Genomic DNA, 21273 nt, shown 5'->3' on the forward strand with positions numbered 1-21273 from the left:
CCCGCCTCATGAAGTGCTCGCACCGTCGCGGGGCACGGACAGCCGGACCGTCCCGGTCACGTGGTCGCCGCGACTGTTGGCGCCGCGCACGGCCACCTCCACCACGCCGCGCCCGTCGTCGCGGCCGGCAGGGACGTCGGTGGCGCTCACGGTGCCCGACAGCACCATGGTGTCGCCGGGGTAGTTGGGGGCGCCGAGGCGGATGGACACCGACTCGATGCGCGCGCCGGGGCCCGCCCAGTCGGTGACGAACCGGCCCACGAAGCCGTTGGTCGTCAGGATGTTCATGAAGATGTCGGGCGAGCCGCGCTCCTGCGCCAGGGACGGGTCGTGGTGCACGTCCTGGTAGTCGCGTGACGCCATGGCGGTGGCCACGATGAGCGTGCGCGTGAGGGGGATGGTGAGCTCGGGCAGGGTGTCGCCCACGGCGACGTCCCCGAAGCGCAACGTCCCGGCGCGCGGCGCGCTCACGGCGACGTCCCGGCGCCCGCGCCGCTGAGCCTCGCCGCCACCATCGACCCCAGGCGGGCGAGCTCGGCGCTCGGGCCCTGCAGCATCAGCTCGATCTGCTTGCCCCACAGGAAGTAGCGGTGGATCGGGTACTCGATGTCGGCGCCCATGCCGCCATGGAGGTGCTGCGTGGCGTGCACCACACGCTGGCCCGCCTCCGACGCCCACCAGTGGGCGACGGCGACGGCCTCGGCGGCGGGGAGCCCCTCGTCGATACGCCACGCCGCCTGCCAGGCCGTCACCCGGATGGCCTCGGTGTCGATGTACGCATCGGCGGCGCGCAGCATGGTGCCCTGGAACGACGACAAGGGGCGCCCGAACTGGTGCCGCTGGTTCAGGTAGGCGGCCGTCCGACGCACCGCCTCCTCGGTCACCCCGAGCTGGACGGCGCACAGGCCGGTGCGCGCCCGGTCGAGCGTCCACGCCACCACGGCGGCGCCGTCGGCGGCCCCGCCCAGGACGTCGGCAGCCTCCACCCGGGTGCCGTCGAAGGTGACGTGGGGATGGACCTGGCGATCGGTGGTGGTCGCCCGCTCGAGCGTCGTGCCGGCAGACGCCGGGTCCACGAGCGCCACGATCACCGCGCCCCCCGCACCGGGCGTGGCCCCGTCGACGGCCGCGGGGACGAGCACCCGGGTGGCGAGATGGGCCTGCGGCACGGCGTGGGCGGTGCCGTGGAGCCGCCAGCCGTCGCCGTCGCGCTCGGCGCGCACGACGGGGCGGGCACGCGCCGCGCTCACGTCGCTCAGCGCGGCGGACAGCCGGGCGTCGCCCGCCGCCACCGCCGGGAGCCAGCGCGCCTGCTGCTCGGGGGTGCCGAAACGGGCGACGGGCATCGCACCCGACACGAGCGTCGCCCACAGCGGGACGGGCGCCACGGCGCGGCCTTGCTGCTCGAGGACGAGGCACACCTCGGTGAGGCCCAGGCCCGACCCGCCGTGCTCCTCGGGGACCGCCAGGCCGAGCAGGTTGGCCTTGGCCAACTCGGACCACAGCTCGGCGTCGTAGCGGTCGGGGGTGCGCTCGACCTCGGCCACGCGCTCGGTGGCCGCCATGCCCGCGAAGATCGCCGCCGCGGCCTCGGACACCGCCGACTGCTCCTCGGTGAAGGTGAAGTCCATCAGGCGCTCCCCGCGTCCCCGGCCGCCCGGCCCGCCCCGGCACCGACGGGCGAGGCCGGGCGGAACATGGGTAGCGTGAGCTCGTCGTCGACGGCCACCATCTCGGCCACCACGGGCATGCCGATGCGCACGTCGGCGGGGTCGACGCCAACGAGGTCGGCCACCAGGCGCGTGCCCTCCTCGAGCGCCACCACGGCGATGGGCAGGGGGTAGTCGAACGCCGGCACCTGCGGGTGGTGGACCACCACGAAGCTGTACACCGTCCCCCGCCCACTGGCGGTGACGGTGTCCCAGTCGAACGATCCGCACGCCGCGCAGGCCGGTCGGGGCGGGTGGCGCAGCGTGCCGCACGCCGCGCACCGCTGCACGAGGAGCTCGCCCTGCTTGGCCCCGTCGAAGAAGAAGGCGTTGTCGTGGGTGACGGCCGGGCGCGGTCGGCGGGCCGCCGATCCGGTCTGGGCCGTCCCGGCGGGGGCCGTCTCGGCGCGCCGCGCCCGGGGCCGGAACCGCAGGATGCGGAACCGCATGGTGGCCACCTGCTCGCCGCGCTCGTCGGTGTAGTCCATGCGGGTCGTGACGAAGTGGCCGTCACCGAGCCCGGTGTGCTTCTCGGGCGACACCGACTCGATCACCGACGTCACGGTGAGCCGGTCGCCGAGCACGACCGGTCGGGCGTACTCCTGGTCGCAGTTCGTCGCCACCACCGAGGTGAACCCGGCATCGTCGAGGAGTGTGAACAGCTGCTCCTGTGCCGAGGGCCCCGACCCGTCGTCGGGGGCCGTCCAGCGCCCGTCGGGCTGCGAGCGGTAGCCGCGCATGATCCAGGCCTGCAGCATGGTGGGCGGCGCCACGATGCCCGGGAACCCGTTGGCGCGCGCCGCCTCCTCGTCGACGTAGACGGGGTTGTCGTCACCCATGGCGTCGACCCAGTGGCGGATCATCGCCTGGTTCACCTCGTCGCGGGCCTCCCCCGGGATACCGGTGGGCATGCCCTCGAAGGCCCGCAGCCGCGCCAGCAGCCCGTCGGCGCCGCCACCGGTGCCGGCATCGGCGTCCCCGCCTGTGCCGGCGGCGGCGTCCCCCCCTGTGCCGGCGTCCTGGGCGCGCGCCGCGCTCACCGTGCGGCCCTCGTCATGCCGAGGCCCGCCATGGCGACGATCTCGCGCTGGATCTCGTTGACGCCGCCACCGAAGGTGTTGATCTGGGCGTGGCGGGCGGTGCGCTCCAGCCGGCCCTGGATCACCGCACCGGGCGATCCCGGCGTGAGGTACCCGGCGGCCGCCGCGCCCACGATCCCGAGCAGCCGGCGGTAGATGTCGATGGAGCGCTCCACGCCGAAGACCTTCACCGTCGAGGAGTCCGCCGGGCTCATGGTGTCGGCGGCCAGCGACGCCGCCATGCGCCAGTTGAGGAGGTACATGGCGTCGAGCTCGGCCCGGCACCGGGCCAGGTCCGACTGCACCCAGGGCAGGTCGACGACGGCGCCGCCGTCGGGCGAGGGCGTGGCCACCGCCCACACCGCCACCTCGTCGAAGAGCTGCGACGCGAACCCGCTCCACGCCGCCAGCCCCACACGTTCGTGGTTGAGCTGGGTGGTGATCATCCGCCACCCCTCGTTCTCCTCGCCCACCCGGCGCTCGACGGGCACACGGACGTCCGCGTAGTACGTGGCGGTCGTCGACGCCCCGGCCACGGTGACGATGGGGCTCCACGAGAACCCCGGCGAGCCGGTGGAGACGCACAGGATGGAGATCCCCTTGTGCTTGGGGGCCTCGGGGTCGGTGCGCACCGCCAGCCACACGTAGTCGGCCAGGTCGGCGCCGCTCGTGAAGACCTTGGCCCCGTTCACGACGTATTCGTCGCCGTCGCGCACCGCCCGGGTGCGCAGCGACGCCAGGTCCGTGCCCGCCTCCGGCTCGGTGTAGCCGATGGCGAAGTTGACGTCCCCGGCCAGGATGGCCGGGAGGAAGAAGGCCTTCTGGTCGTCGTTGCCGTAGCGCATGATCGTCGGGCCCACGGTGTTGACGGTGACGAAGGGGAACGGGGCGCTGGCGCGGCGGGTCTCGTCGAAGAAGATGAACTGGTCGGTGGCGGGGCGCCCCTGGCCCCCGAATTCCTTCGGCCACCCGATTCCCAGCCAGCCGTCCCTGCCGATGCGCCGGACGACCTGGCGCCACAGCTCGCCGCCCTCCCCCACGTCACCGATGCCCTCGCGCACCTCGTCGGTGAGCAGCTCGGCGTAGTAGGCGCGCAATTCCTGGCGCAGGGCCAGCTGCTCGGGGGTCTCCTCCAGGAACATGGCGCCGTCCGTCTGCCGGTCCGGACCGGCTCGCCCGGTTCCGGCCATGGCTGTAACTCGTTCTAGTTTCGCCACGGTACCAGCCGTCCGGGCGGGCACGACAATCGCAGCCCGGGGACCGCGCCCCGCCGGCCCACCGGCCCGGGTCGCCACCCCGACGGAGCCGCCGCGCCACCCCACCTGCAGGTCCGGCGACCCGCCACCACCCTGCCCCGGTCGTTGGCCGGTGCCCCCACGGGGGCATAACATGACTGGAACACGTTCTGAAAACGCGGGTCCGGCACCGGCGGCCCGCGGCCCATGGCGGCCACGAGCCTGCGAGGCGGGCCGGGACGGATCACCGGAACACCGAGGAGGCGCCCGCCATGGAGCTCAGCGAGATCGACCTCACCGACTCGACCAAGTTCGTCCCCGCCGTCCCCCACGAGTGGTTCGCCCACCTCCGCCGCAACGCGCCCGTCTACTGGCACGAGGAGGCCGACGGCCCGGGCTTCTGGTGCGTGACCAAGTACGACGACTGCGTCGCCGTGAACCGGGACTACGAGCACTTCTCCTCGGCGAAGCGGGCCACGTTCCTGTGGGAGATGCCCGACGATGCCATCGAGCAGCTGCGGCTCATGATGCTCAACATGGACCCGCCCCTGCACACCCGGTACCGGCGCCTCGTGAACAAGGGCTTCACCCCCCGCATGATCGCCCAGCTCGAGCAGAAGATCCACGAGTCGGCCGACGCCATCATCGACGCCGTCATCGAGACGGGCCGAGCCGATTTCGTCACCGACATGTCCGCCGAGCTCCCGCTGCAGGTGATCGCCGACCTCCTCGGCGTGCCCCAGGAGGACCGCCACAACATGTTCGACTGGTCGAACCGCATGATCGGCCAGGAGGACCCCGAGTTCCAGACCGACGCCGCCGGTGAGGAGTACGCCCAGGAAGCCGCCATGGAGTTGTACGCCTACGCGGCCGAGCTCTTCGCCAAGAAGCGGGCCAACCCCGCCGACGACCTCATGAGCGTGCTGTCGACCGTCGAGCTCGAAGGAGACACGCTCTCGGAGCTCGAGCTCGAGCTGTTCTTCCTCCTCCTCACGGTGGCCGGCAACGAGACGACCCGCAACCTGATCTCCGGGGCGATGCACGCCTTCTTCCAGAACCCCGACCAGTGGCAGCGGCTCGTGCACGACCGCTCCCTGCTGCCGAGCGCCACCGAGGAGATGCTGCGCTTCGTCACCCCGGTGATGAACTTCCGCCGCCAGACGACCGGGCCGGTGGAGATCCGGGGGCAGCAGATCGGGGAGGACGAGAAGGTCGTCTTCTTCCACATCTCGGCCAACCGTGACGAGGACGTCTTCCCCGACCCCGACACCTTCGACATCGGGCGCACGCCCAACCCCCACATGGCCTTCGGGGGCGGCGGCCCGCATTTCTGCCTGGGGGCGAACCTGGCGCGCATGGAGATCCGTGTCATGTTCCAGCACATCCTCGACCGCATGCCCGACATCCGCCTCGACGGGGACGCACAGCGCCTGCAGTCGGCGTTCATCAACGGGGTGAAGCACCTCCCGGTGGCGTTCACCCCGGGCGCCCCGGTCGGGCGCTGACGAGCGGTCGCCGGGCGCAGGCGACCTGAGGGGGCGGGAAGATGATGCGGTTCCACCAGTCGGTGACGTTCCTGCCCACGCTGCAGGCGCTCGAGCTGGCCAAGGCGGCCGATGCCCAGGGCTACGACGGCCTGTACGTGTCGGACCACATGTTCTTCCCGCGCGACCGGCAGTCGCGCTACACCTACTCGACGCGCGAGGACGGTGCGCCGGGGTTCGGCGATCACTGGGACCCCGACACGCACTGGCCCGACGCCTGGTGCTTCATCTCCGCCATGGCGGCGGTGACCGAGCGCGTGCAGTTCACGACCGGTGTCTACGTGGCGCCGGCACGCGACCTCGTCACCGTGGCCAAGCAGGTGGGCACCGCCGCGGTGATCTCCTCGGGCCGCGTCGCCCTCGGTGTCGGCGTGGGGTGGTGCGCCGAGGAGTTCGAGGCCACGGGCCAGGACTTCCACACCCGCGGCAAGCGGCTCGACGACATGATCCCGGCGCTGCGCGCCCTGTGGGCAGGCGGCTGGGTCGAGTACCACGGGCCCGTCTACGACGTCCCCGCCATGCGCATGGAGCCCGCACCCCCGGGGCCCATCCCGATCATCGGCGGGGGCCATTCGGCGCCGGCGCTACGGCGGGCGGCCACGCTGTGCGACGGCTGGGTGGCGGCGGGCGCCTACAAGCCCGACCAGGCCCGTGCGTACCTCGGCGCCCTGGCCGAGGAGCGCCGACGCGCCGGGCGGGCGGAGGAGCCGTTCTCGATCTACCTGTCGCTGTGGGCGCGTCCCGATGCGGCGCTGTACCGGAGCTTCGAGGAGGACCACGGGGTCACCGACGTCCTGTGCGCGCCGGCCATGCTGGCGACGGTGGACCCGTCGGACCCGCCCGAGGCCCAGCTGCGCGCCCGGGTCGACGCCTCGGCTCGCTTCGCGGACGAGATCCTGGCCAAGATGCGCTGAGCGCGGCCCGGCACACGGGCCGGGGGACCGACGCCACGCCACGAGGAGGGCCCGATGGGGAGCCTGAAGCTCGGACTGCAACTGGGGTACTGGGGAGCCGGCCCGCCGGCCAACGCCCCCGAGCTCGTGGCCGAGGCCGAGCGACTCGGGTTCGACTCCATCTGGACGGCCGAGGCCTACGGGTCCGACGCCCTCACCCCGCTCGCCTGGTGGGGGTCGCGCACCGACCGCGTGCGACTGGGCACGGCCCTGTGCCAGCTGTCGGCACGCACGCCCACCGCCATGGGCATGGCCGCCCTCACGCTCGACCACCTCTGCGGGGGGCGCCTCGTGCTGGGCCTCGGCGTGTCGGGGCCCCAGGTGGTGGAGGGCTGGTACGGGCAACCCTTCCCGAAGCCGCTGGCCCGCACGCGCGAGTACGTGGACGTCGTCCGCCAGGTGCTCGCCCGGAAGGCGCCCGTCACCAACGACGGGCCGCACTATCCCCTGCCGTACCCGGGGGGCACGGGCCTGGGCAAGCCGCTCAAGCCGATCGTGCACCCGCTGCGCAACGACATCCCCATCGTCCTCGGCGCCGAAGGGCCCAAGAACGTGGCGCTGGCGGCGGAGATCGCCGACGGCTGGTTCCCGATCTTCTTCTCGCCGAACCACATGGGGGAATTCGCGTCGTCACTCCAGGAGGGGTTCGCCCGGCCCGGCGCCCGGCGTTCGCTGGAGGACTTCGAGGTGATCGCCTTCTGCCCGGTGGTCGTCGACGACGACGTCGAGCGGGCCGCCGACTTCTACCGGCCGATGCTCGCCCTGTACATCGGGGGCATGGGCGCACGGGAGATGAACTTCCACTTCGACGTGTTCGTGCGCATGGGGTTCGAGGCCGAGGCGCAGAAGATCCAGGAGCTCTACCTCGACGGGCACAAGGACGAGGCCGCCGCCGTGGTGCCGACCTCCATGGTGGAGAAGATCGCCCTGGTGGGCCCGCGCGACAAGATCCGCGACGAGCTCGACGCCTGGCAGGAGTCGATCGCCACCACCCTGCTGGTGGCGGGCAGCCCCGACACGCTGCGGATGATGGCGGAGTTCATGCTGTAGCCGGTGGTGGGGCGCCCGACACACCACGTCGACGCCCACGGCGGCCGGTAGGGTGGCGACGACCGGGGCCCGAGGTGAGCGTATGACCACATGGATGATCTACGGCGCCTACGGGTACACCGGGCGCCTGGTGGCCGCGCTGGCCGCCGAGCGCGGCGGACTTCCGGTGCTCGCCGGGCGCGACGAGCGGCGGCTGCGGGCCCTCGGCGAACGCTTCGAGCTCGAACACCGCATCGTCGATTTGTCCGACGCCGCCGCCTTGCGGGCCGCGCTGGACGGCATCGACGTCGTGGCGCACTGTGCCGGCCCGTTCTCCGCGACGTCCCTCGCCATGGTGGACGCCTGCCTGGCCACCGGGACGCACTACCTCGACATCACCGGGGAGATCGACGTATTCGAGGCGGTGCTCGCCCGCGACGACGAGGCCCGCGACAGGGGTGTCGTCCTGCTGCCCGGGGCCGGCTTCGACGTGGTCCCCTCCGACTGCCTGGCCGCGTTGCTGGCGCGGGCGATGCCGGACGCGGTCTCGTTGGAGCTCGCCATCCGCGCCACCGGTGGCGTGAGCCCCGGCACGGCCCGCACGGCGATGGAGTCGCTCGGCACGGCCGGGCGTGCCCGGGTCGCCGGCATCATCGCCGCGGTGCCCGGGGACCGCCGCCGGCGCACCGTGGACTTCGCCGACGGGCGCGCCACGGCGCACGCCATCGCCTGGGGCGACGTCTCCACCGCGTACCACTCCACCGGGATCCCGAACGTCGTGGTGTACGCCGCCCTGCCGCCTGCGCTCGTGCCGATGGTGGCGCTGGCCCAGGTCGCCGGGCCGGCGGCCCGCAGCCGGGTAGTCCAGGGGATGCTCAAACGCGTGGTCGGCCGGCTACCCGGACCGTCGGCGCAGACCCGGGCGAAGACGCAGGGCCAGCTGTGGGGCCAGGTCACCGACGCCTCGGGACGGTCGGTGGCGGGCACCGTGACCACGCTCGACCCCTACGACCTGACCGCCGATGCCGTGGTGCGGATCGCCGATCGCCTGGGCGCCGGTGCGGTCGCCCCCGGGGCGTACACACCGTCGAGGGCCCTCGGGGCCGACTTCGTGCGCGAGCTCGACGGCGCCACGGTGCACGCCATCGGCTGACGGCGGAGTACGCCGAACGGTCAGGCGGGCTCGGTGGCGAGCACCTCGCCCAGCCGCAGCAGGCTGGCCGTGGCACCGCCCAGGGACAGCGCCAGGTGCTTGGTGAGCAGGTAGTAGCGGTGCAACGGGTAGTCGCGGTCGACGCCCACACCGCCGTGGAGGTGCTGCGCGGCGTGCACCACCCGCTGGGCGCCGTCGTCGGCCCAGAACTTGGCCACGGCGACCTCCGCCGTCGCCGGCAGGCCCTCCGACAACCGCCACGCCGCCTGCCACGCGGTGAGCCGCACGGCCTCGGCGTCGATGTAGGCGTCGGCGGCGCGCTGGCCCACCGCCTGAAAGGTGGCGATGGGCTTGCCGAACTGCTCGCGCTGGGCCGTGTACTCGGCGGTGAGCTTCACGGCGGCCTTGCAGGCGCCCGCCACCTGGAGGCACAGCGCCGCCTCGGCGTGCTCGAGCAGCCAGCGCAGGGCGTCGGCGCCGTCGGGACCGGCCACGAGGACCTCGCCCGCCCCCACGACCACGCCGGCCAGGTCCATCTCGGCCTCGATCTGGCGGCTGGTGGCCTCCTGGGTACGACGCATCACGCCGGGGGCGGCGGTGTCCACCACGAACAGCCCGATGCCGTCGTCGGTGCGGGCCGAGACGATCACCGCACCGGCGAGCATGCCGGCGGGGACGTACGACTTGGCGCCGTCGATGCGCCACCCGTCGCCCTGGCGGGTGGCCGTGGTGGCGGGGTCGGCGGGGTCACCCCCCTCTTCCACCAGCGCGGCGGTGAGCACCAGGTCGCCGGCCACCATGGGGTCGAGCCAGCGTCGCTGCTGCGACTCGTCGCCGAACTGCGCTATCGGGGCGGCACCGAGGACGACGGCGGGCACGACGGGCACCGCCGCCGCGGCCCTCCCGGCCTCCTCGGCCACGATGCCGGCGGCCACGAAGCCGAGCCCCGCGCCACCGGCCGACTCGGGCAGGGACGCGCCCAGCAGCCCGGCGGAGGCCAGCGCGGCCCACAGCGTGCGATCGAAGCGGTCGTCGGTGGCCTCCACCTCCTTCAGGCGCTCGGGTGTGGCGAGGTCGGAGAAGAGGCGCGCCGCGAGCTCGCGGAGGGTCTCCTGCTCCTCGGTGAAGGAGAAGTCCATGTCGTCTCCTGCCTAGCGAAGCGACCGCGGCATGCCGAGGCCGAAGATGGCGATCAGGTCGCGTTGGATCTCGTTGGTGCCGCCGCCGAAGGTCAGGATGACGAGGCCCCGGGTGTAGGCCTCGAGCCGACCGTGCAGGACCTCGGCCGACGAGCCCCGGCGCAGGTAGCCGGACTGGCCGACGACCTCGGACAGCAGCCGGAGCGCCTCCATGTAGAACTCGGTGCCGAAGACCTTGATGCTCGAGGCATCTGCCACGTCGAGACGCCCCTGGGTGCCGTTCCAGGCGACCTTCCAGTTGATGAGCCTGAGGAATTCGAGCTTGGCGTGGACGCGGGCCAGGTGGATGCGCACCCACTCCTGGTCGATCACCCGGCGCCCGTCGGCGAGGGTGGTGTCCTGCGCCCACGTGCGCACGTCCCCGAGGGCGCGCTCGATGATGCCCGGCGAGCAGAGCGTGACTCGCTCGTGGTTGAGCTGGTTGGTGATGAGGCTCCACCCGTTGTGCAGGCCGCCCACCACGTTGGTCAGCGGGACCCGGACGTCCTCCCAGTACGTGGTGTTGATGTTGTGGTCGCCGATGAGCGACATCGGCACCACGCGCACGCCGGGCGTGTTCATGGGGACGATCACCATGGAGATACCCTTGTGCTTCGGGGCCTCGGGATCCGTCCGCACCGCCAGCCAGCAGTAGTCGGCGTCACCGGCGAGGGACGTGAAGATCTTCTGACCGTTGATGACGAGCTCGTCGCCGTCCACCACGCCGCGCGTCTGCAGGGCGGCGAGGTCGGTGCCGGCGCCGGGCTCGGTGTAGCCGATGCAGAAGTGGATCTCCCCCGCCAGGATCTTCGGCAGGAAGAAGGCCTTCAGCTCGTCACTGCCGAAGTTCATGATGGTGGGGCCGACGGTGTTGATCGTGAGCATGGGCACCGGGGCACCGCAGCGCATCGACTCGTCGAAGAAGATGAACTGCTCGATGGCCGAGCGGCCCTGGCCCCCGTACTCCTCGGGCCAGCCGATCCCGAGCCAGCCGTCGGCCGCCATCTGCTTCACGATCCGGCGGACGGTGGGCCCGATGCCGTGGCTCTGGGACAGCTCCTCCTCGACCTCGGGGGTGAGCAGGGTGGCGTAGTAGTCGCGCAGCTGCTGACGAAGCGCCTGCTGCTCCTCGGTGTACCCGATCTCCATGCCCGCCCTGCCCTTCTTCCGGGTCGAACTTGGAACAGGTTACAGTTCTGCCCGCTCGAAGGGCCAGCTGCCGCCCCTACGCTCGGGCCCGTGGACGGCCCGCCGGTAGTCGAGCTGGTGGCCGCCGCCGTGGTGCGCCCGCTGCGCCACGCCGTCCTGCGACCGGGGTGGCCTGACGCCGAGTCCGCCTACGAGCGCGACGACGACCCGGCGAGCGCGCACGTCGCCCTCCGCATCGCCGACGACGACGCCGACGACGCCGACGACGCCGACGCCGGGAGTCCGACGCCGGGCACGACCGGGATCGTGGCGGTCGGGACCGTTCTTCCCGAGGCCCCACCGTGGGAGCCCGCCCGGGCTCGGGCCTGGCGCATCCGGGGCATGGCGACCCGCGACGATCAGCGCGGTGCCGGACTGGGCACGCTGGTGGTGCGGGCCCTCCTCGACCACGTCGGCGCCCAGGGGGGTGGCCTGGTGTGGTGCAACGCCCGCGTCCGCGCCTCCACCCTCTACGAACGTGCCGGTTTCGTGTCGCGCGGTGCCGTCGACGTGCCCGGGATCGGCCCGCACCTGCAGATGTGGCGGACCGTCGACGCCCTCGACGGCTCGCCCGACGACGCCCTCGACGGCTCGCCCGACGGCTTGCCCGACGGCTGACGGGGGTCGGGCACCCGGAGGAAAGCGGTCAGGGGCGGCGGTCGGGGCGGGTGGTCACGACAGGGCCTCCTGGAGCGCGCTCACGCACTCGTCGATGGCACGTGCCCCGCCGTCGACGATGGCGTCGAGGCTGACGAACCCGTGGATCATGCCGTCGTAGCGCGCCACGCGGGCCTCCACGCCGGCCTCCTCGAGGCGTGCACCGTAGGCCTCGCCCTCGTCGCGCAGCGGGTCGAATTCGGCGGTGACCACCAGGGCGGGAGGCAACCCCGACAGGTCGTCGGCGAACAGCGGCGACAGCGTGGGGAGTCGCCGGTCGACGTCGTCGGGGAGGTAATGGCCCATGAACCAGTCCATCTCCTCCCGGGTGAGCAGGTAGCCCTCGCCGTTGAGCCGGTGCGACGGCGTGGACATGGTGAGGTCCGTGGCCGGATAGATGAGGAGCTGGAAGGCGACCGGCGGTCCCCCGGCGTCGCGTGCCAGCAGGCTGACGACGGCCGAGAGGTTGCCCCCGGCACTGTCGCCGGCCACGGCCAGCCGGGCGGCATCGCCACCCAGCGCGGCGGCGTTCGCCGACACCCACCGCAGGGCGTCGAAGGCGTCGTCGACGGCGGCCGGGAAGCGGTGCTCGGGGGCGAGCCGGTACTCGACGCTCACCACCACGGCGGGCACCCTCGTGGCGAGCTGCTGGCACAGGGGATCGTGCGACTCGATCCCGCCGATCACGAAGCCGCCGCCGTGGAAGTACACCACCACCGGCAGCGGCCCCTCGGCGTCGGGGCGGTACACGCGCACCGGGATGTCCCCGCCCCGGCCCGGCACGGTCCGGTCCGATGTCGGCGCGGGTGCCTCGGGGGCGCGCGCCAGCAGGGCGGCGAGCTTCATGACCTCGCGGGCCTCTGCCGGGGAGGACGTCGAGATCGGCTCGGTCGTATCCTCGAAGCCGTCCAGGAACGTCCGTACCTGCGGGTCGACGGGCATGGTGCTCTCCCCTCCCGGTGCTGCGACGCCGGCCACCGTAGCTCGCGCCCGCGCCATGCCGGTCGCCGGCCGCTAACCTGCGCGCCGTGGAGACCCCGGCGCCGCTCGGGTGCCCGCGGCCCGGCGTTCCCGCCGCCACGGCGTGGGTGGGCCTCGTGTGCCTCGCCGCCGTCGGGCTCGGCGTGTTCGCCCGCTTGTGGCTGCTGTCGAACTCGCCGGTCAACTCCGACGAGGCCGTGGTCGGCCTCATGGCCAAGCAGGCCTTGCACGGGCACCTGCACACCTTCTACTGGGGCCAGGACTACGGCGGGGTCGAGCCGCTCGGGCTCGCCGTGCTCTTCGGGGTGTTCGGCACCCACGCCTGGCTGATCCGGGCCTGCCCCGGGCTGATCGAGGCGGCGGCGTGCGTCGTGCTGTGGCGCCTCGGGCGGCGGATGTTCGGCACCGGGGTGGGGGGCGTGGCGGCGGCGCTGGCGTGGGTATGGCCCGAGTCCGACGTCCGAAACTCCGTGCAGGCCTTCGGCTTCCGGGGTGCGCAACTCGTGTGCGGGCTCCTCGTGCTGCTGGCGGCACTCCGCATCTCCACGGGCGAGGACCGCCGCTCGACGTGGGCGCTCCTCGGCGCGGCGGCGGGCGTCGGGTGGTGGGCGTCACCCGAGATCCTCTACTTCGCGGTCCCCGCCGCGCCCTTCGTGGCGTGGTCGGCGTGGCGCCGGGGTGGGCGGGCGGTGGCGGCGGACGGCGGCGTCCTCCTCGGCGCGCTCGTCGCCGGCATGCTCCCGTGGCTGTACACCAACGCGCACACGCACTTCGCGTCGCTGCGCGTCGGGTCGCACTACGGCGCCGCCGACGGCACCTACCTGCACCGGCTGGGGATCCTGTTCTCGAAGACCCTGCCGATCATCCTGGGGACGCGGGCCATGCAACGCGGCACGTGGCTGGGCGGCGCGGCCGGACCGGTCCTCTACGGCGTGCTCCTGGTGGTGCTGGTGCTGTCGCTGGTCGTGCTCGCCCGCCGCGTGCCCCGGGCGCGCCTCCTCGTCGTGGCACTGGTGGCCTTCCCCTGGCTCTATGCCCGGGCCCCCACCGGCTACTGGCAGGACGGCCGCTTCGCCGTGTACTTCCCGCCGCTCATCGCCCTGGCCGTGCTGGGCGCCGGCAACGAGGTCATCGGCGTCGTCGCCCGGGGCCCGTGGCGCCGGACGGCCCGGGCCGTCCTGGTCACCGCCGTCGTGGCGGCGGCCGGTGTGTCCGCCGTGCAGACGTTGGACGTGGTGACGACGTTCGCCGCCCGACCCTTCGCCATCACGGGTGCAAGGACCGAAGCGACCCCGGCGTCGGTCGCCTCGGGGCTGCGCCGGGCGGGGATCACGGACGCCTACGCCGAGTACTGGGTGGCCTACGCGCTGGACTTCGTCTCCGGCGGGTCGGTGACGGCCTCGCCGACCGACTCGGTCCGGGCCCCCGACGTCGCCGCCGACGTGGCGGGCGCCGGCAACCCCGCCTGGCTGTTCCCGGGCCCGACGGCGTCCGACGTGCGGCGCACCACCGCCGGCTTCCCCAACGCCGCCGACCCCGACGGTCTGAGCGCAGCGCGCTTCGCCGCCGTCCTCGCCCGCGGGGGCGTGGCCACCCGCACGGTGGCCGTGGGCCCCATGCGGGGGGTGGTCCCGTCGGTGCGGATCACGCCCGGCGACCTGCACCGGCTCGAGACGACGGGGCACCGCTGAGCCCGGCTTGGGTCGTACCCGGTGGCCTGTGCCAACCTAGGGCCCTTCCCCAGCACACACCGAGGAGCCGACACGCATGCCCGACGCCGTCATCGTCGCCACCGGAAGAACGCCCATCGGGCGCGCCATGAAGGGCTCCCTCGTGAGCTGCCGGCCCGACGACCTCGCCGCCCTGGTCATCAGAGAGGTCCTGGCCAAGGTGCCGCAGCTCGACCCGGCGCTCGTCGAAGACGTCATGCTCGGGTGCGGGCAGCCGGCGGGCGAGGCGGGCTACAACGTCGCCCGCGTGGCCGCCATCCTCGCCGGGGTGGACGTGCCCGGGGTGACCGTCAACCGGTACTGCTCCTCGTCGCTGCAGACCATCCGCATGGCGGCCCACGCCATCCGGGCCGGCGAGGGTGACGTCTTCGTGGCCGCCGGCGTGGAGACGGTCAGTCGCTTTCAGTTCGGGGCCTCGGACACCGGTCCGCACAACCTGGCGTTCGCCGAGGCCGAGGCCCGCACCACGGCCCGGGGCCCGGCGGTCACCGAGCCCTGGACACCGCTCGGGGGGCTCCCCGACGTGTACATGGCCATGGGCCAGACGGCGGAGAACGTGGCCGAGTACGAGAAGGTGAGCCGCCAGGAGATGGACGAGTTCGGGGCGCGCAGCCAGAACCTCGCCGTCGAGTCGCAGAAGAACGGCTTCTTCGAGCGCGAGATCATCCCGGTGACGCTCGAGGACGGCACGGTGGTCACCGAGGACGACGGCCCCCGGCCCGACACCACGGTCGAGAAGCTCGCGCAGCTGAAGCCGGTGTTCCGTGAGGGTGGGACGGTGACCGCGGGCAACGCCTGCCCCCTCAACGACGGTGCCGCCGCCGTGGTCGTCATGTCGGACACCAAGGCGAGCGAGCTCGGCATCACGCCCCTGGCGCGCATCGTGTCGAGCGGTGTCTCCGCGCTCGACCCCGAGATCATGGGCCTCGGCCCCGTCGACGCATGCCGCCAGGCCCTCAAGCGCGCCGGGAAGACGATCGACGACATCGACCTGGTCGAGATCAACGAGGCCTTCGCCGCTCAGGTGATCCCGTCGGCGAAGCACCTCGGCATCGAGTGGGGGAAGCTCAACGTGAAGGGCGGCGCCATCGCGCTGGGCCACCCCTTCGGCATGACCGGCGCCCGCATCATGACGACCCTGCTGAACGCGCTCGAGGACGACGGCAAGACCTGGGGCCTCGAGTCGATGTGCGTCGGCGGCGGCCAAGGCATGGCCATGGTCGTGGAGCGCCTGTCCTGAGTCGGCGGACAGGGGCACAGGGCACGAGGGCTGATTCCACGTGAGCGGCGCCATCTACGACGTGGGATCGATCTGGGAGCTCGTGGCGGCGCGCGCGGGGGCGTCCGGAGACCGGCGCATGCTCGTCGACGAGTCCGACCGGGCGCTCACCTTCGGCGAGTTCCGGGACCGCTGCGAGGTGGTGGCCGCCGGACTGCACGCCATGGGCGTCGGGTCCTCGACCGTGGTGTCGTGGCAGCTGCCGACCCGGTTCGAAACGGTCGTGCTCTCGTGCGCGCTCGCCCGCCTCGGTGCGGTGCAGAACCCGATCATCCACATCTACCGCGAGCGCGAGGTGGCCTTCGCCCTGCGCCAGACCGGCGCGGAGTTCTTCTTCGTGCCCGGGGTGTGGAAGGGCTTCGACTACGTCGCCATGGCCGAGTCGATGGCGGCGGGGCTCGACCGGCGACCGACGGTCGTCGTGGCCTACGACTCGTTGCCCGAGGGCGACCCGGCGACGCTGCCGCCCCCGCCGGCGGGGGGTGACGACGAGGTCCGCTGGATCTACTACACGTCGGGCACGACCTCGGACCCCAAGGGTGTGCGCCACACCGACACGACCCTGGTGACCGGCGGCCGGGGGCTCGCCATCGCCCTCGACATGAGCGAGGACGACGTCGGGTCCATCGCCTTCCCCTTCGCCCACATCGCCGGCCCCGACTACCTGGTCATGGTGCTCGCCAACGGATGCTCGGCCGTGCTGCTGGAATCGTTCGTGCCCGAGACCGCCGTCGAGGTGTTCTCACGGCACGGCGTCACCATGGCCGGCGGCAGCACGGCGTTCTACTTGGCGTACCTCAACGAGCAGCGCAAGCAGCCGGGCAAGAAGATCATCCCGTCACTGCGGCTGCTGTCGGGCGGCGGAGCGGCGATGCCGCCGGAGGTGTTCCACGAGGTGGGCCGCGAGATCGGCGTGCCGGTGGCCCACGGCTACGGCATGACGGAGATCCCCATGATCTGCATGGGCTCGCCCACCGACACCGATGAGCAGCTCGCCAACACCGTGGGCAAGCCGGTGTCGGGCGCCGAGATCCGCATCGTGACCCTCGACGAGGACGAGGCCCCCACCGGCGTGGACGGCGAGGTGCGCGTCCGGGGCCCGATGGTGTGCAAGGGCTACACCGACCCGGCGCTCTCCGCCGAGTCGTTCGACGCCATGGGCTACTTCCGCACCGGCGACGTGGGGCACGTCCGGCCCGACGGTCACGTGGTGCTCACGGGACGGCTGAAGGACATCATCATCCGCAAGGGCGAGAACATCTCGGCCAAGGAGATCGAGGACCTGCTCTACACCCACCCCAAGGTGGGCGACGTGGCGGTCGTCGGGTTGCCCGACCGCGCCCGCGGCGAGCGGGTGTGCGCGGTGGTCGAGACCGCCGAAGGGGCGGAGCCGCTCGGCTTCGACGAGATGGTGGCCTACTTGCGCGCCGCGGGGCTGATGACCCAGAAGGTCCCCGAGCAGCTCGAGGTCGTCGACGCCCTCCCGCGCAACGACACGCTGAACAAGGTGCTGAAGTACAAGCTGCGCGAGGAGCTGGCGGCCAAACCGTTCGACGGCTGACCCCCCGAGCGACGACCACACGATCGCCGTCGGGGCCCGGATCGGTCGCGGGACAAGTCCCGCCACCGACGGGGGCGTCGGCCCGGCGGCATTATCCGCCCGTCGGGTGCTGGGCCTCCTGCCCGCCCTTCACGGCGCGCGACCGTTGCACTCGTTGCACTCGTTGCACTCGTTGCGCACGGCGTGCCCGACGCACGGAGACGAGCAGCAGCGCGGTCACGAGCACCGGCATCGAGCCCACGGTCACCGCCCGCGCCACGCCGTTGTGGGCCAGCAGCGCCACCACCCCCACGGCGAGGACGGCACCCGCCAGCAATTCGGGGGTGTCGCCGATCAGGAAGTCCCACCAGAAGTGGCCGAAGGCGGCGATCCACCGCGAGGACGCGGTCGGCGGCGTGCCGGCGGGAGGTGACCCGCCGTCGGGGCGGGCGGCCTCAGGCGACTTCGACACCGGGGCTCCGTTCGCCCTCACCGCTCACGGCGCGCGTCGTGGCGAGCCCCGACAACGCGACGGTGGCCCACGCCACGGCCCCGTATGCCGCCACGAGCACCGGGATGGCGAGGTCGGCGCCCGGCCAGCGCACGCCGACACCCTCCCCCGCCCAGAAGGTCCCGAAGCTCACGAGCATGAGGCCGACGGCCATCTTCATGGCGTTCTCGGGCACCCCGGCGAGTTGTCGGGCCACCACGGCGCCGACCGCTCCCACGACCACGACCGCGGCGCCCGCGCCGGCTGCGGCGAGGCCCAGCCGGTGGGAGGCGGCACCCAGGGTGAGCACGATCACCACCACCTCCAGGCCCTCGAGGAACACGCCCTTGAAGGCGACGACGAAGGCCGTGGTGTCACGCCCGGTCGAGAGTTGCGCCACCTGTTCGGCGAAGATGGCGTCCTCGTCGTGCTTGGCCTTGAGCCCCGCGGCACGCAGCACGGCCTTGCGCAGCCACTGCAGGCCGAAGACGAGCAGGAGGCCGCCCACGACGACCCGCAGTCCCCCGAGCGGCACGTAGTGGACGAGTGCGGGCCCGATGGCGGTCACGAGGACCGCCAAGACGGCCAGGGCGGTGCCGGCCCCCTGCAGCGCGGAGCGCCACCCCCGGGTGACACCGGCGGCGGCGACGATGGTCAGGGCCTCCACCATCTCCACGGCGCTGGCCAGGAAGACCGACACCACCAGGACGATGTTGCCGCTGCGCACGTCAGGCCCCCGACGAGGGACCCGGCAGGCCCGCGGTGCGCGTCGTCATGAGGCCAGGGTAGGCGCGCCCCGGCGCGCTCGCCCACGGGGGCGGCCGGGCGAACCCGGCACGAGCGCCCATCGGGCGGTATGGTGCGCGCCGTGGGCTCGCCGGACACCACGCTCATCGCCAGGTTGGTCCCCGAGGGCCCCGTCGACGTCCGGATCGTCGCCGACACCGTGGATTTCTACCGGCTCGTGGCCGATCGGGTCGACCCGGCGGGGTTCGGGGCCGCCAGCCTGGCCCTCGACTGATCTGACGAGAGCGGGCACACATGGGCACGTGGGATCGCGCCGAGCTCCAGGCGGCACACGACAACTACCTGGCGGTCGCCAACGAGGCGGGGCGCACCGGTGACTGGCGCCCGTGGGTGGACCTGTTCACCGAGCACGCGGAGTACGTCGAACACCTCTTCGGTCGGTTTGTCGGGCGCGACGCCATCCTGAGATGGATCTCCACGACCATGGCGCAGTGGCCGAACACCGAGATGACGATGTTCCCCCACGACTGGTGTGTCTGCGACGAGGAGCGGGGCTGGTGGATCTGCCAGATAGAGAACAGGTTCAACGACCCCGGTGACGGAGAGGTCTACCAGTCCCCGAACGTCACGATCCTGAAGTACGCGGGCGGCATGCGCTTCTCCTCCGAGGAGGACGTCTACAACCCCGCCAACTTCGCCCCGGTGGTGCAGGCGTGGGTGGCGGCCAAGAAGGCGCACTCACCGAGCGACGCCTGACCCGATGGCCGCGGACGGGTGACCGACGCCGATCCGGGGGCGTCGCAGGATCTGCAGGCGGTGGTGCTGCGGACCCCCGACGAGCGTTTCGCCGGGCTCGAGGGCTTCCCGTACGAGCCGCACTACGTCACCGTGCGCGCCGAAGGCGTGGAGCCGCTGCGCATGCACTACGTGGAGTCGGGCCCGGCCGAGAGCCCGGTCGTGCTCCTCGTCCACGGCCAGCCGACGTGGTCCTACATGTACCGGACGGTGATCGACGAGCTGGCCGGACGAGGGCTGCGGGCCATCGCCGCCGACAACATCGGCTTCGGCCGGTCGGACAAGCCGGCCGAACCGACCGACTACACCTTGGAGCGCCACGTCCAATGGGTGGCGAGCTTCGTCGACGCACTCGACCTGCGTGACGCCACGCTCGTGGTGCACGACTGGGGAGGCCCGATCGGGCTGAGCGTGCTGGCGGGCGCCCCGCACCGCTTCGCCCGCGTGGTCGTCGCCAATACCGTCCTGCACACGGCCGACCCCGCGCTCGACGGTGTCCTCACCTGGGCCAACCACGGGCTCGGCGAGTCCCGCGTCGTCCTCGAGGAGGCCTTGCTCGACTACGTGCGGTACTGCCAGCGCGTGCCCGACCTGGTGGCCAGCCATCTGGTGTACTCGGCGGCCGGCCCGCTCTCCCCGGCGGTGCGGGCCGCGTACGACGCGCCCTTCCCCGGCCGCGCCTTCACCGCCGGCATGCGGCAGATGACCGGGCTCATCCCCCTGACCCGCAACGACCCCGGGGCCGCCATCGGGCGCCGGACCATGCAGGCGCTCGAGCAGTGGGACCGGCCGTTGCTCACCGCCTACTCCGACGCCGATCCGGCCACCCGGGGGTGGGAGACCGTCTTCCGGCGACGAGTGCCGGGGGCGGAGGGGCGGGCCCACCCCACGATCCGCGGTGCCGGCCACTTCGTCCCGGAGGAGCGCGGGGAGGAGCTCGGCCGGATCGTGGCCGAATTCGTCGAGACCACGTAAGAGGCCGCGCGGATAGGTGAGTAGTCCAGTGACCAGGACATTGATGGCGCGGACCTGAGCAAGAAACATCCACCGGTCGTGGTGGTGGCCCCAAGAGACTTGGGGTTCTGACCCAACCACCAACGACCAAGTGGAGGTTCCCACCATGATGCGCGCGCTCGACCCTGAAGTCCAAGATGCCGTCTGGGCTGCTGCGGAACCCCTGATCCCGCCCGCCGCTTCGGATCACCCACTCGGCTGCCACCGACCGAGGATCTCCGATCGGATCTGCTTCGACGGCATGCTTGTCCGCCTGGCGACGGGCTGTTCGTGGGAAGACGCCGAGCGCCTCATGGGCAACAAGGTGTCTGACACCACGATGCGGTCACGCCGAGACGAGTGGATCGACGCGGGGGTCTTCGACGCGTTGGAAGATGAGGCGCAGCGCGCCTACGACAAGATCATCGGTCTCGATCTCTCCGACACCTCGGTCGACGGCTCCTTGCACAAAAGCCCTTGTGGGGGCGAGGGAACGGGGAAGAATCCCACCGACAGGGCGAAGCTCGGATGGAAGTGGTCGATCCTCACCGACCTGAACGGCATCCCGATCGGAGTGGCCGTCGACGGCGCCAATCGCAACGACTCGGTCATGTTGGCTCCGACGCTCGACGACGCGGCAACGCGCGGCCTGCTCTTGGACATCGAGACGATCCACCTCGACCGGGGCTACGACTCAGAAGCGACCCGCACCCGACTTGCCGAGCGCGACATCGATGACGCCGTCATCGCCAAGAAGCGCAGGAAGGGGGCGGCGAAGGGCAAGAACCCCCAACCGATGGGGATGCGTTGGCCGGTTGAACGCACCAATTCGTGGCTCAGCAACTTTGGCCAACTCCGCCGAAACACTGATCGCAAGTCCATTCACCGGCGCACGCAGTTGTCGCTGGCCGTCGTCTTGCTGCTCACGGCCAAGCTCATCGACTGGCGTAATCGCTGGTCACCGTGCTCGGTACCTATCCGCTGAGGCTCTAA

At 72.3% G+C, this 21273-nt stretch carries 21 protein-coding genes; 12 read left to right on the top strand and 9 right to left on the bottom strand.

The features are described from left to right. Positions 1–6: 6 nt before the first annotated feature. From VMV22_01300 to VMV22_01315, 4 genes are read right to left on the bottom strand one after another with little or no spacing between them, the layout of a single operon-like run. The gene (locus VMV22_01300; GenBank protein HUY20953.1) at positions 7–471 is read right to left on the bottom strand and encodes a MaoC family dehydratase; all 465 of its coding nucleotides are present in this window, start codon (positions 469–471) and stop codon (positions 7–9) included. Beyond that, a complete protein-coding gene (locus tag VMV22_01305) occupies positions 468–1631 on the bottom strand; it encodes an acyl-CoA dehydrogenase family protein (protein ID HUY20954.1) in 1164 nt (387 codons plus the stop codon). Before VMV22_01305 ends, VMV22_01300 begins: the two co-directional genes overlap by 4 nt. Continuing rightward, positions 1631–2749 carry a bifunctional MaoC family dehydratase N-terminal/OB-fold nucleic acid binding domain-containing protein gene (locus VMV22_01310; GenBank protein HUY20955.1) on the bottom strand — a complete coding sequence of 373 codons (1119 nt, stop codon included), beginning with the start codon at positions 2747–2749 and terminating at the stop codon, positions 1631–1633. The genes VMV22_01305 and VMV22_01310 overlap by 1 nt, the downstream gene beginning before the upstream one ends. Next, the gene (locus tag VMV22_01315; GenBank protein HUY20956.1) at positions 2746–3978 is read right to left on the bottom strand and encodes an acyl-CoA dehydrogenase family protein; all 1233 of its coding nucleotides are present in this window, start codon (positions 3976–3978) and stop codon (positions 2746–2748) included. Before VMV22_01315 ends, VMV22_01310 begins: the two co-directional genes overlap by 4 nt. Positions 3979–4295: 317 nt before the next feature. Between VMV22_01315 and VMV22_01320 the strand changes: the two genes are divergently transcribed. The 4 genes from VMV22_01320 to VMV22_01335 all read left to right on the top strand — a co-directional run bounded on the left by VMV22_01320 (position 4296) and on the right by VMV22_01335 (position 8702). Further along, complete coding sequence (locus VMV22_01320) at positions 4296–5528, top strand: cytochrome P450 (GenBank protein HUY20957.1); 1233 nt, start codon at positions 4296–4298, stop codon at positions 5526–5528. A 41-nt stretch (positions 5529–5569) separates the two neighbouring features. Next, positions 5570–6481 carry a TIGR03619 family F420-dependent LLM class oxidoreductase gene (locus VMV22_01325; protein ID HUY20958.1) on the top strand — a complete coding sequence of 304 codons (912 nt, stop codon included), beginning with the start codon at positions 5570–5572 and terminating at the stop codon, positions 6479–6481. A 54-nt stretch (positions 6482–6535) separates the two neighbouring features. Next, positions 6536–7570, top strand: a complete 1035-nt coding sequence (locus tag VMV22_01330) for an LLM class F420-dependent oxidoreductase (GenBank protein ID HUY20959.1) — start codon at positions 6536–6538, stop codon at positions 7568–7570. A gap of 82 nt (positions 7571–7652) precedes the next feature. Further along, positions 7653–8702 (top strand): saccharopine dehydrogenase NADP-binding domain-containing protein, encoded by a 1050-nt coding sequence (locus VMV22_01335; GenBank protein HUY20960.1) that lies wholly within the window; start codon positions 7653–7655, stop codon positions 8700–8702. 20 nt (positions 8703–8722) lie between these two features. Here VMV22_01335 and VMV22_01340 read toward each other — a convergent pair whose 3' ends face one another. Together VMV22_01340 and VMV22_01345 are read right to left on the bottom strand one after the other, a co-directional pair. Next, positions 8723–9841 carry an acyl-CoA dehydrogenase family protein gene (locus tag VMV22_01340; GenBank protein HUY20961.1) on the bottom strand — a complete coding sequence of 373 codons (1119 nt, stop codon included), beginning with the start codon at positions 9839–9841 and terminating at the stop codon, positions 8723–8725. Between the two features lie 12 nt (positions 9842–9853). Next, positions 9854–11029 carry an acyl-CoA dehydrogenase family protein gene (locus VMV22_01345; GenBank protein ID HUY20962.1) on the bottom strand — a complete coding sequence of 392 codons (1176 nt, stop codon included), beginning with the start codon at positions 11027–11029 and terminating at the stop codon, positions 9854–9856. A gap of 90 nt (positions 11030–11119) precedes the next feature. Here VMV22_01345 and VMV22_01350 point away from each other — a divergent pair, with 90 nt between their 5' ends. Further along, the gene (locus VMV22_01350) at positions 11120–11686 is read left to right on the top strand and encodes a GNAT family N-acetyltransferase (protein ID HUY20963.1); all 567 of its coding nucleotides are present in this window, start codon (positions 11120–11122) and stop codon (positions 11684–11686) included. 54 nt (positions 11687–11740) lie between these two features. On the opposite strand, the gene VMV22_01355 is transcribed toward VMV22_01350, so the two are convergent. Next, the gene (locus tag VMV22_01355; protein HUY20964.1) at positions 11741–12667 is read right to left on the bottom strand and encodes an alpha/beta hydrolase; all 927 of its coding nucleotides are present in this window, start codon (positions 12665–12667) and stop codon (positions 11741–11743) included. Positions 12668–12753: 86 nt separating this feature from the next. On the opposite strand from VMV22_01355, the gene VMV22_01360 reads away from it, so the two are divergent. From VMV22_01360 to VMV22_01370, 3 genes are all read left to right on the top strand, one after another. Beyond that, positions 12754–14397, top strand: coding sequence for a glycosyltransferase family 39 protein (locus VMV22_01360; GenBank protein ID HUY20965.1), 1644 nt, complete (start codon positions 12754–12756; stop codon positions 14395–14397). Between the two features lie 76 nt (positions 14398–14473). Next, positions 14474–15676 (top strand): acetyl-CoA C-acetyltransferase, encoded by a 1203-nt coding sequence (locus VMV22_01365; GenBank protein HUY20966.1) that lies wholly within the window; start codon positions 14474–14476, stop codon positions 15674–15676. A gap of 40 nt (positions 15677–15716) precedes the next feature. Next, positions 15717–17276, top strand: coding sequence for an AMP-binding protein (locus VMV22_01370; protein HUY20967.1), 1560 nt, complete (start codon positions 15717–15719; stop codon positions 17274–17276). Between the two features lie 91 nt (positions 17277–17367). Here the strand turns inward: VMV22_01370 and VMV22_01375 are convergent, their stop codons facing one another. Both VMV22_01375 and VMV22_01380 read right to left on the bottom strand, forming a co-directional pair. Beyond that, positions 17368–17727, bottom strand: a complete 360-nt coding sequence (locus VMV22_01375; GenBank protein HUY20968.1) for a hypothetical protein — start codon at positions 17725–17727, stop codon at positions 17368–17370. Further along, the gene (locus VMV22_01380; GenBank protein HUY20969.1) at positions 17711–18472 is read right to left on the bottom strand and encodes a hypothetical protein; all 762 of its coding nucleotides are present in this window, start codon (positions 18470–18472) and stop codon (positions 17711–17713) included. The genes VMV22_01375 and VMV22_01380 overlap by 17 nt, the downstream gene beginning before the upstream one ends. A gap of 141 nt (positions 18473–18613) precedes the next feature. Here VMV22_01380 and VMV22_01385 point away from each other — a divergent pair, with 141 nt between their 5' ends. The 4 genes from VMV22_01385 (at position 18614) to VMV22_01400 (ending at position 21265) form a co-directional block, all read left to right on the top strand. Continuing rightward, the gene (locus VMV22_01385) at positions 18614–18766 is read left to right on the top strand and encodes a hypothetical protein (GenBank protein HUY20970.1); all 153 of its coding nucleotides are present in this window, start codon (positions 18614–18616) and stop codon (positions 18764–18766) included. A gap of 20 nt (positions 18767–18786) precedes the next feature. Then, on the top strand, positions 18787–19248 hold the full coding sequence (locus tag VMV22_01390) for a nuclear transport factor 2 family protein (protein ID HUY20971.1): 462 nt from the start codon (positions 18787–18789) through the stop codon (positions 19246–19248). 18 nt (positions 19249–19266) lie between these two features. After that, complete coding sequence (locus VMV22_01395; GenBank protein ID HUY20972.1) at positions 19267–20262, top strand: haloalkane dehalogenase; 996 nt, start codon at positions 19267–19269, stop codon at positions 20260–20262. A gap of 145 nt (positions 20263–20407) precedes the next feature. Next, positions 20408–21265, top strand: a complete 858-nt coding sequence (locus VMV22_01400) for an IS5 family transposase (GenBank protein ID HUY20973.1) — start codon at positions 20408–20410, stop codon at positions 21263–21265. Positions 21266–21273 lie beyond the last annotated feature (8 nt).

This window comes from Acidimicrobiales bacterium, from assembly GCA_035531755.1.
Lineage (GTDB): Bacteria > Actinomycetota > Acidimicrobiia > Acidimicrobiales > UBA8190 > DATKSK01.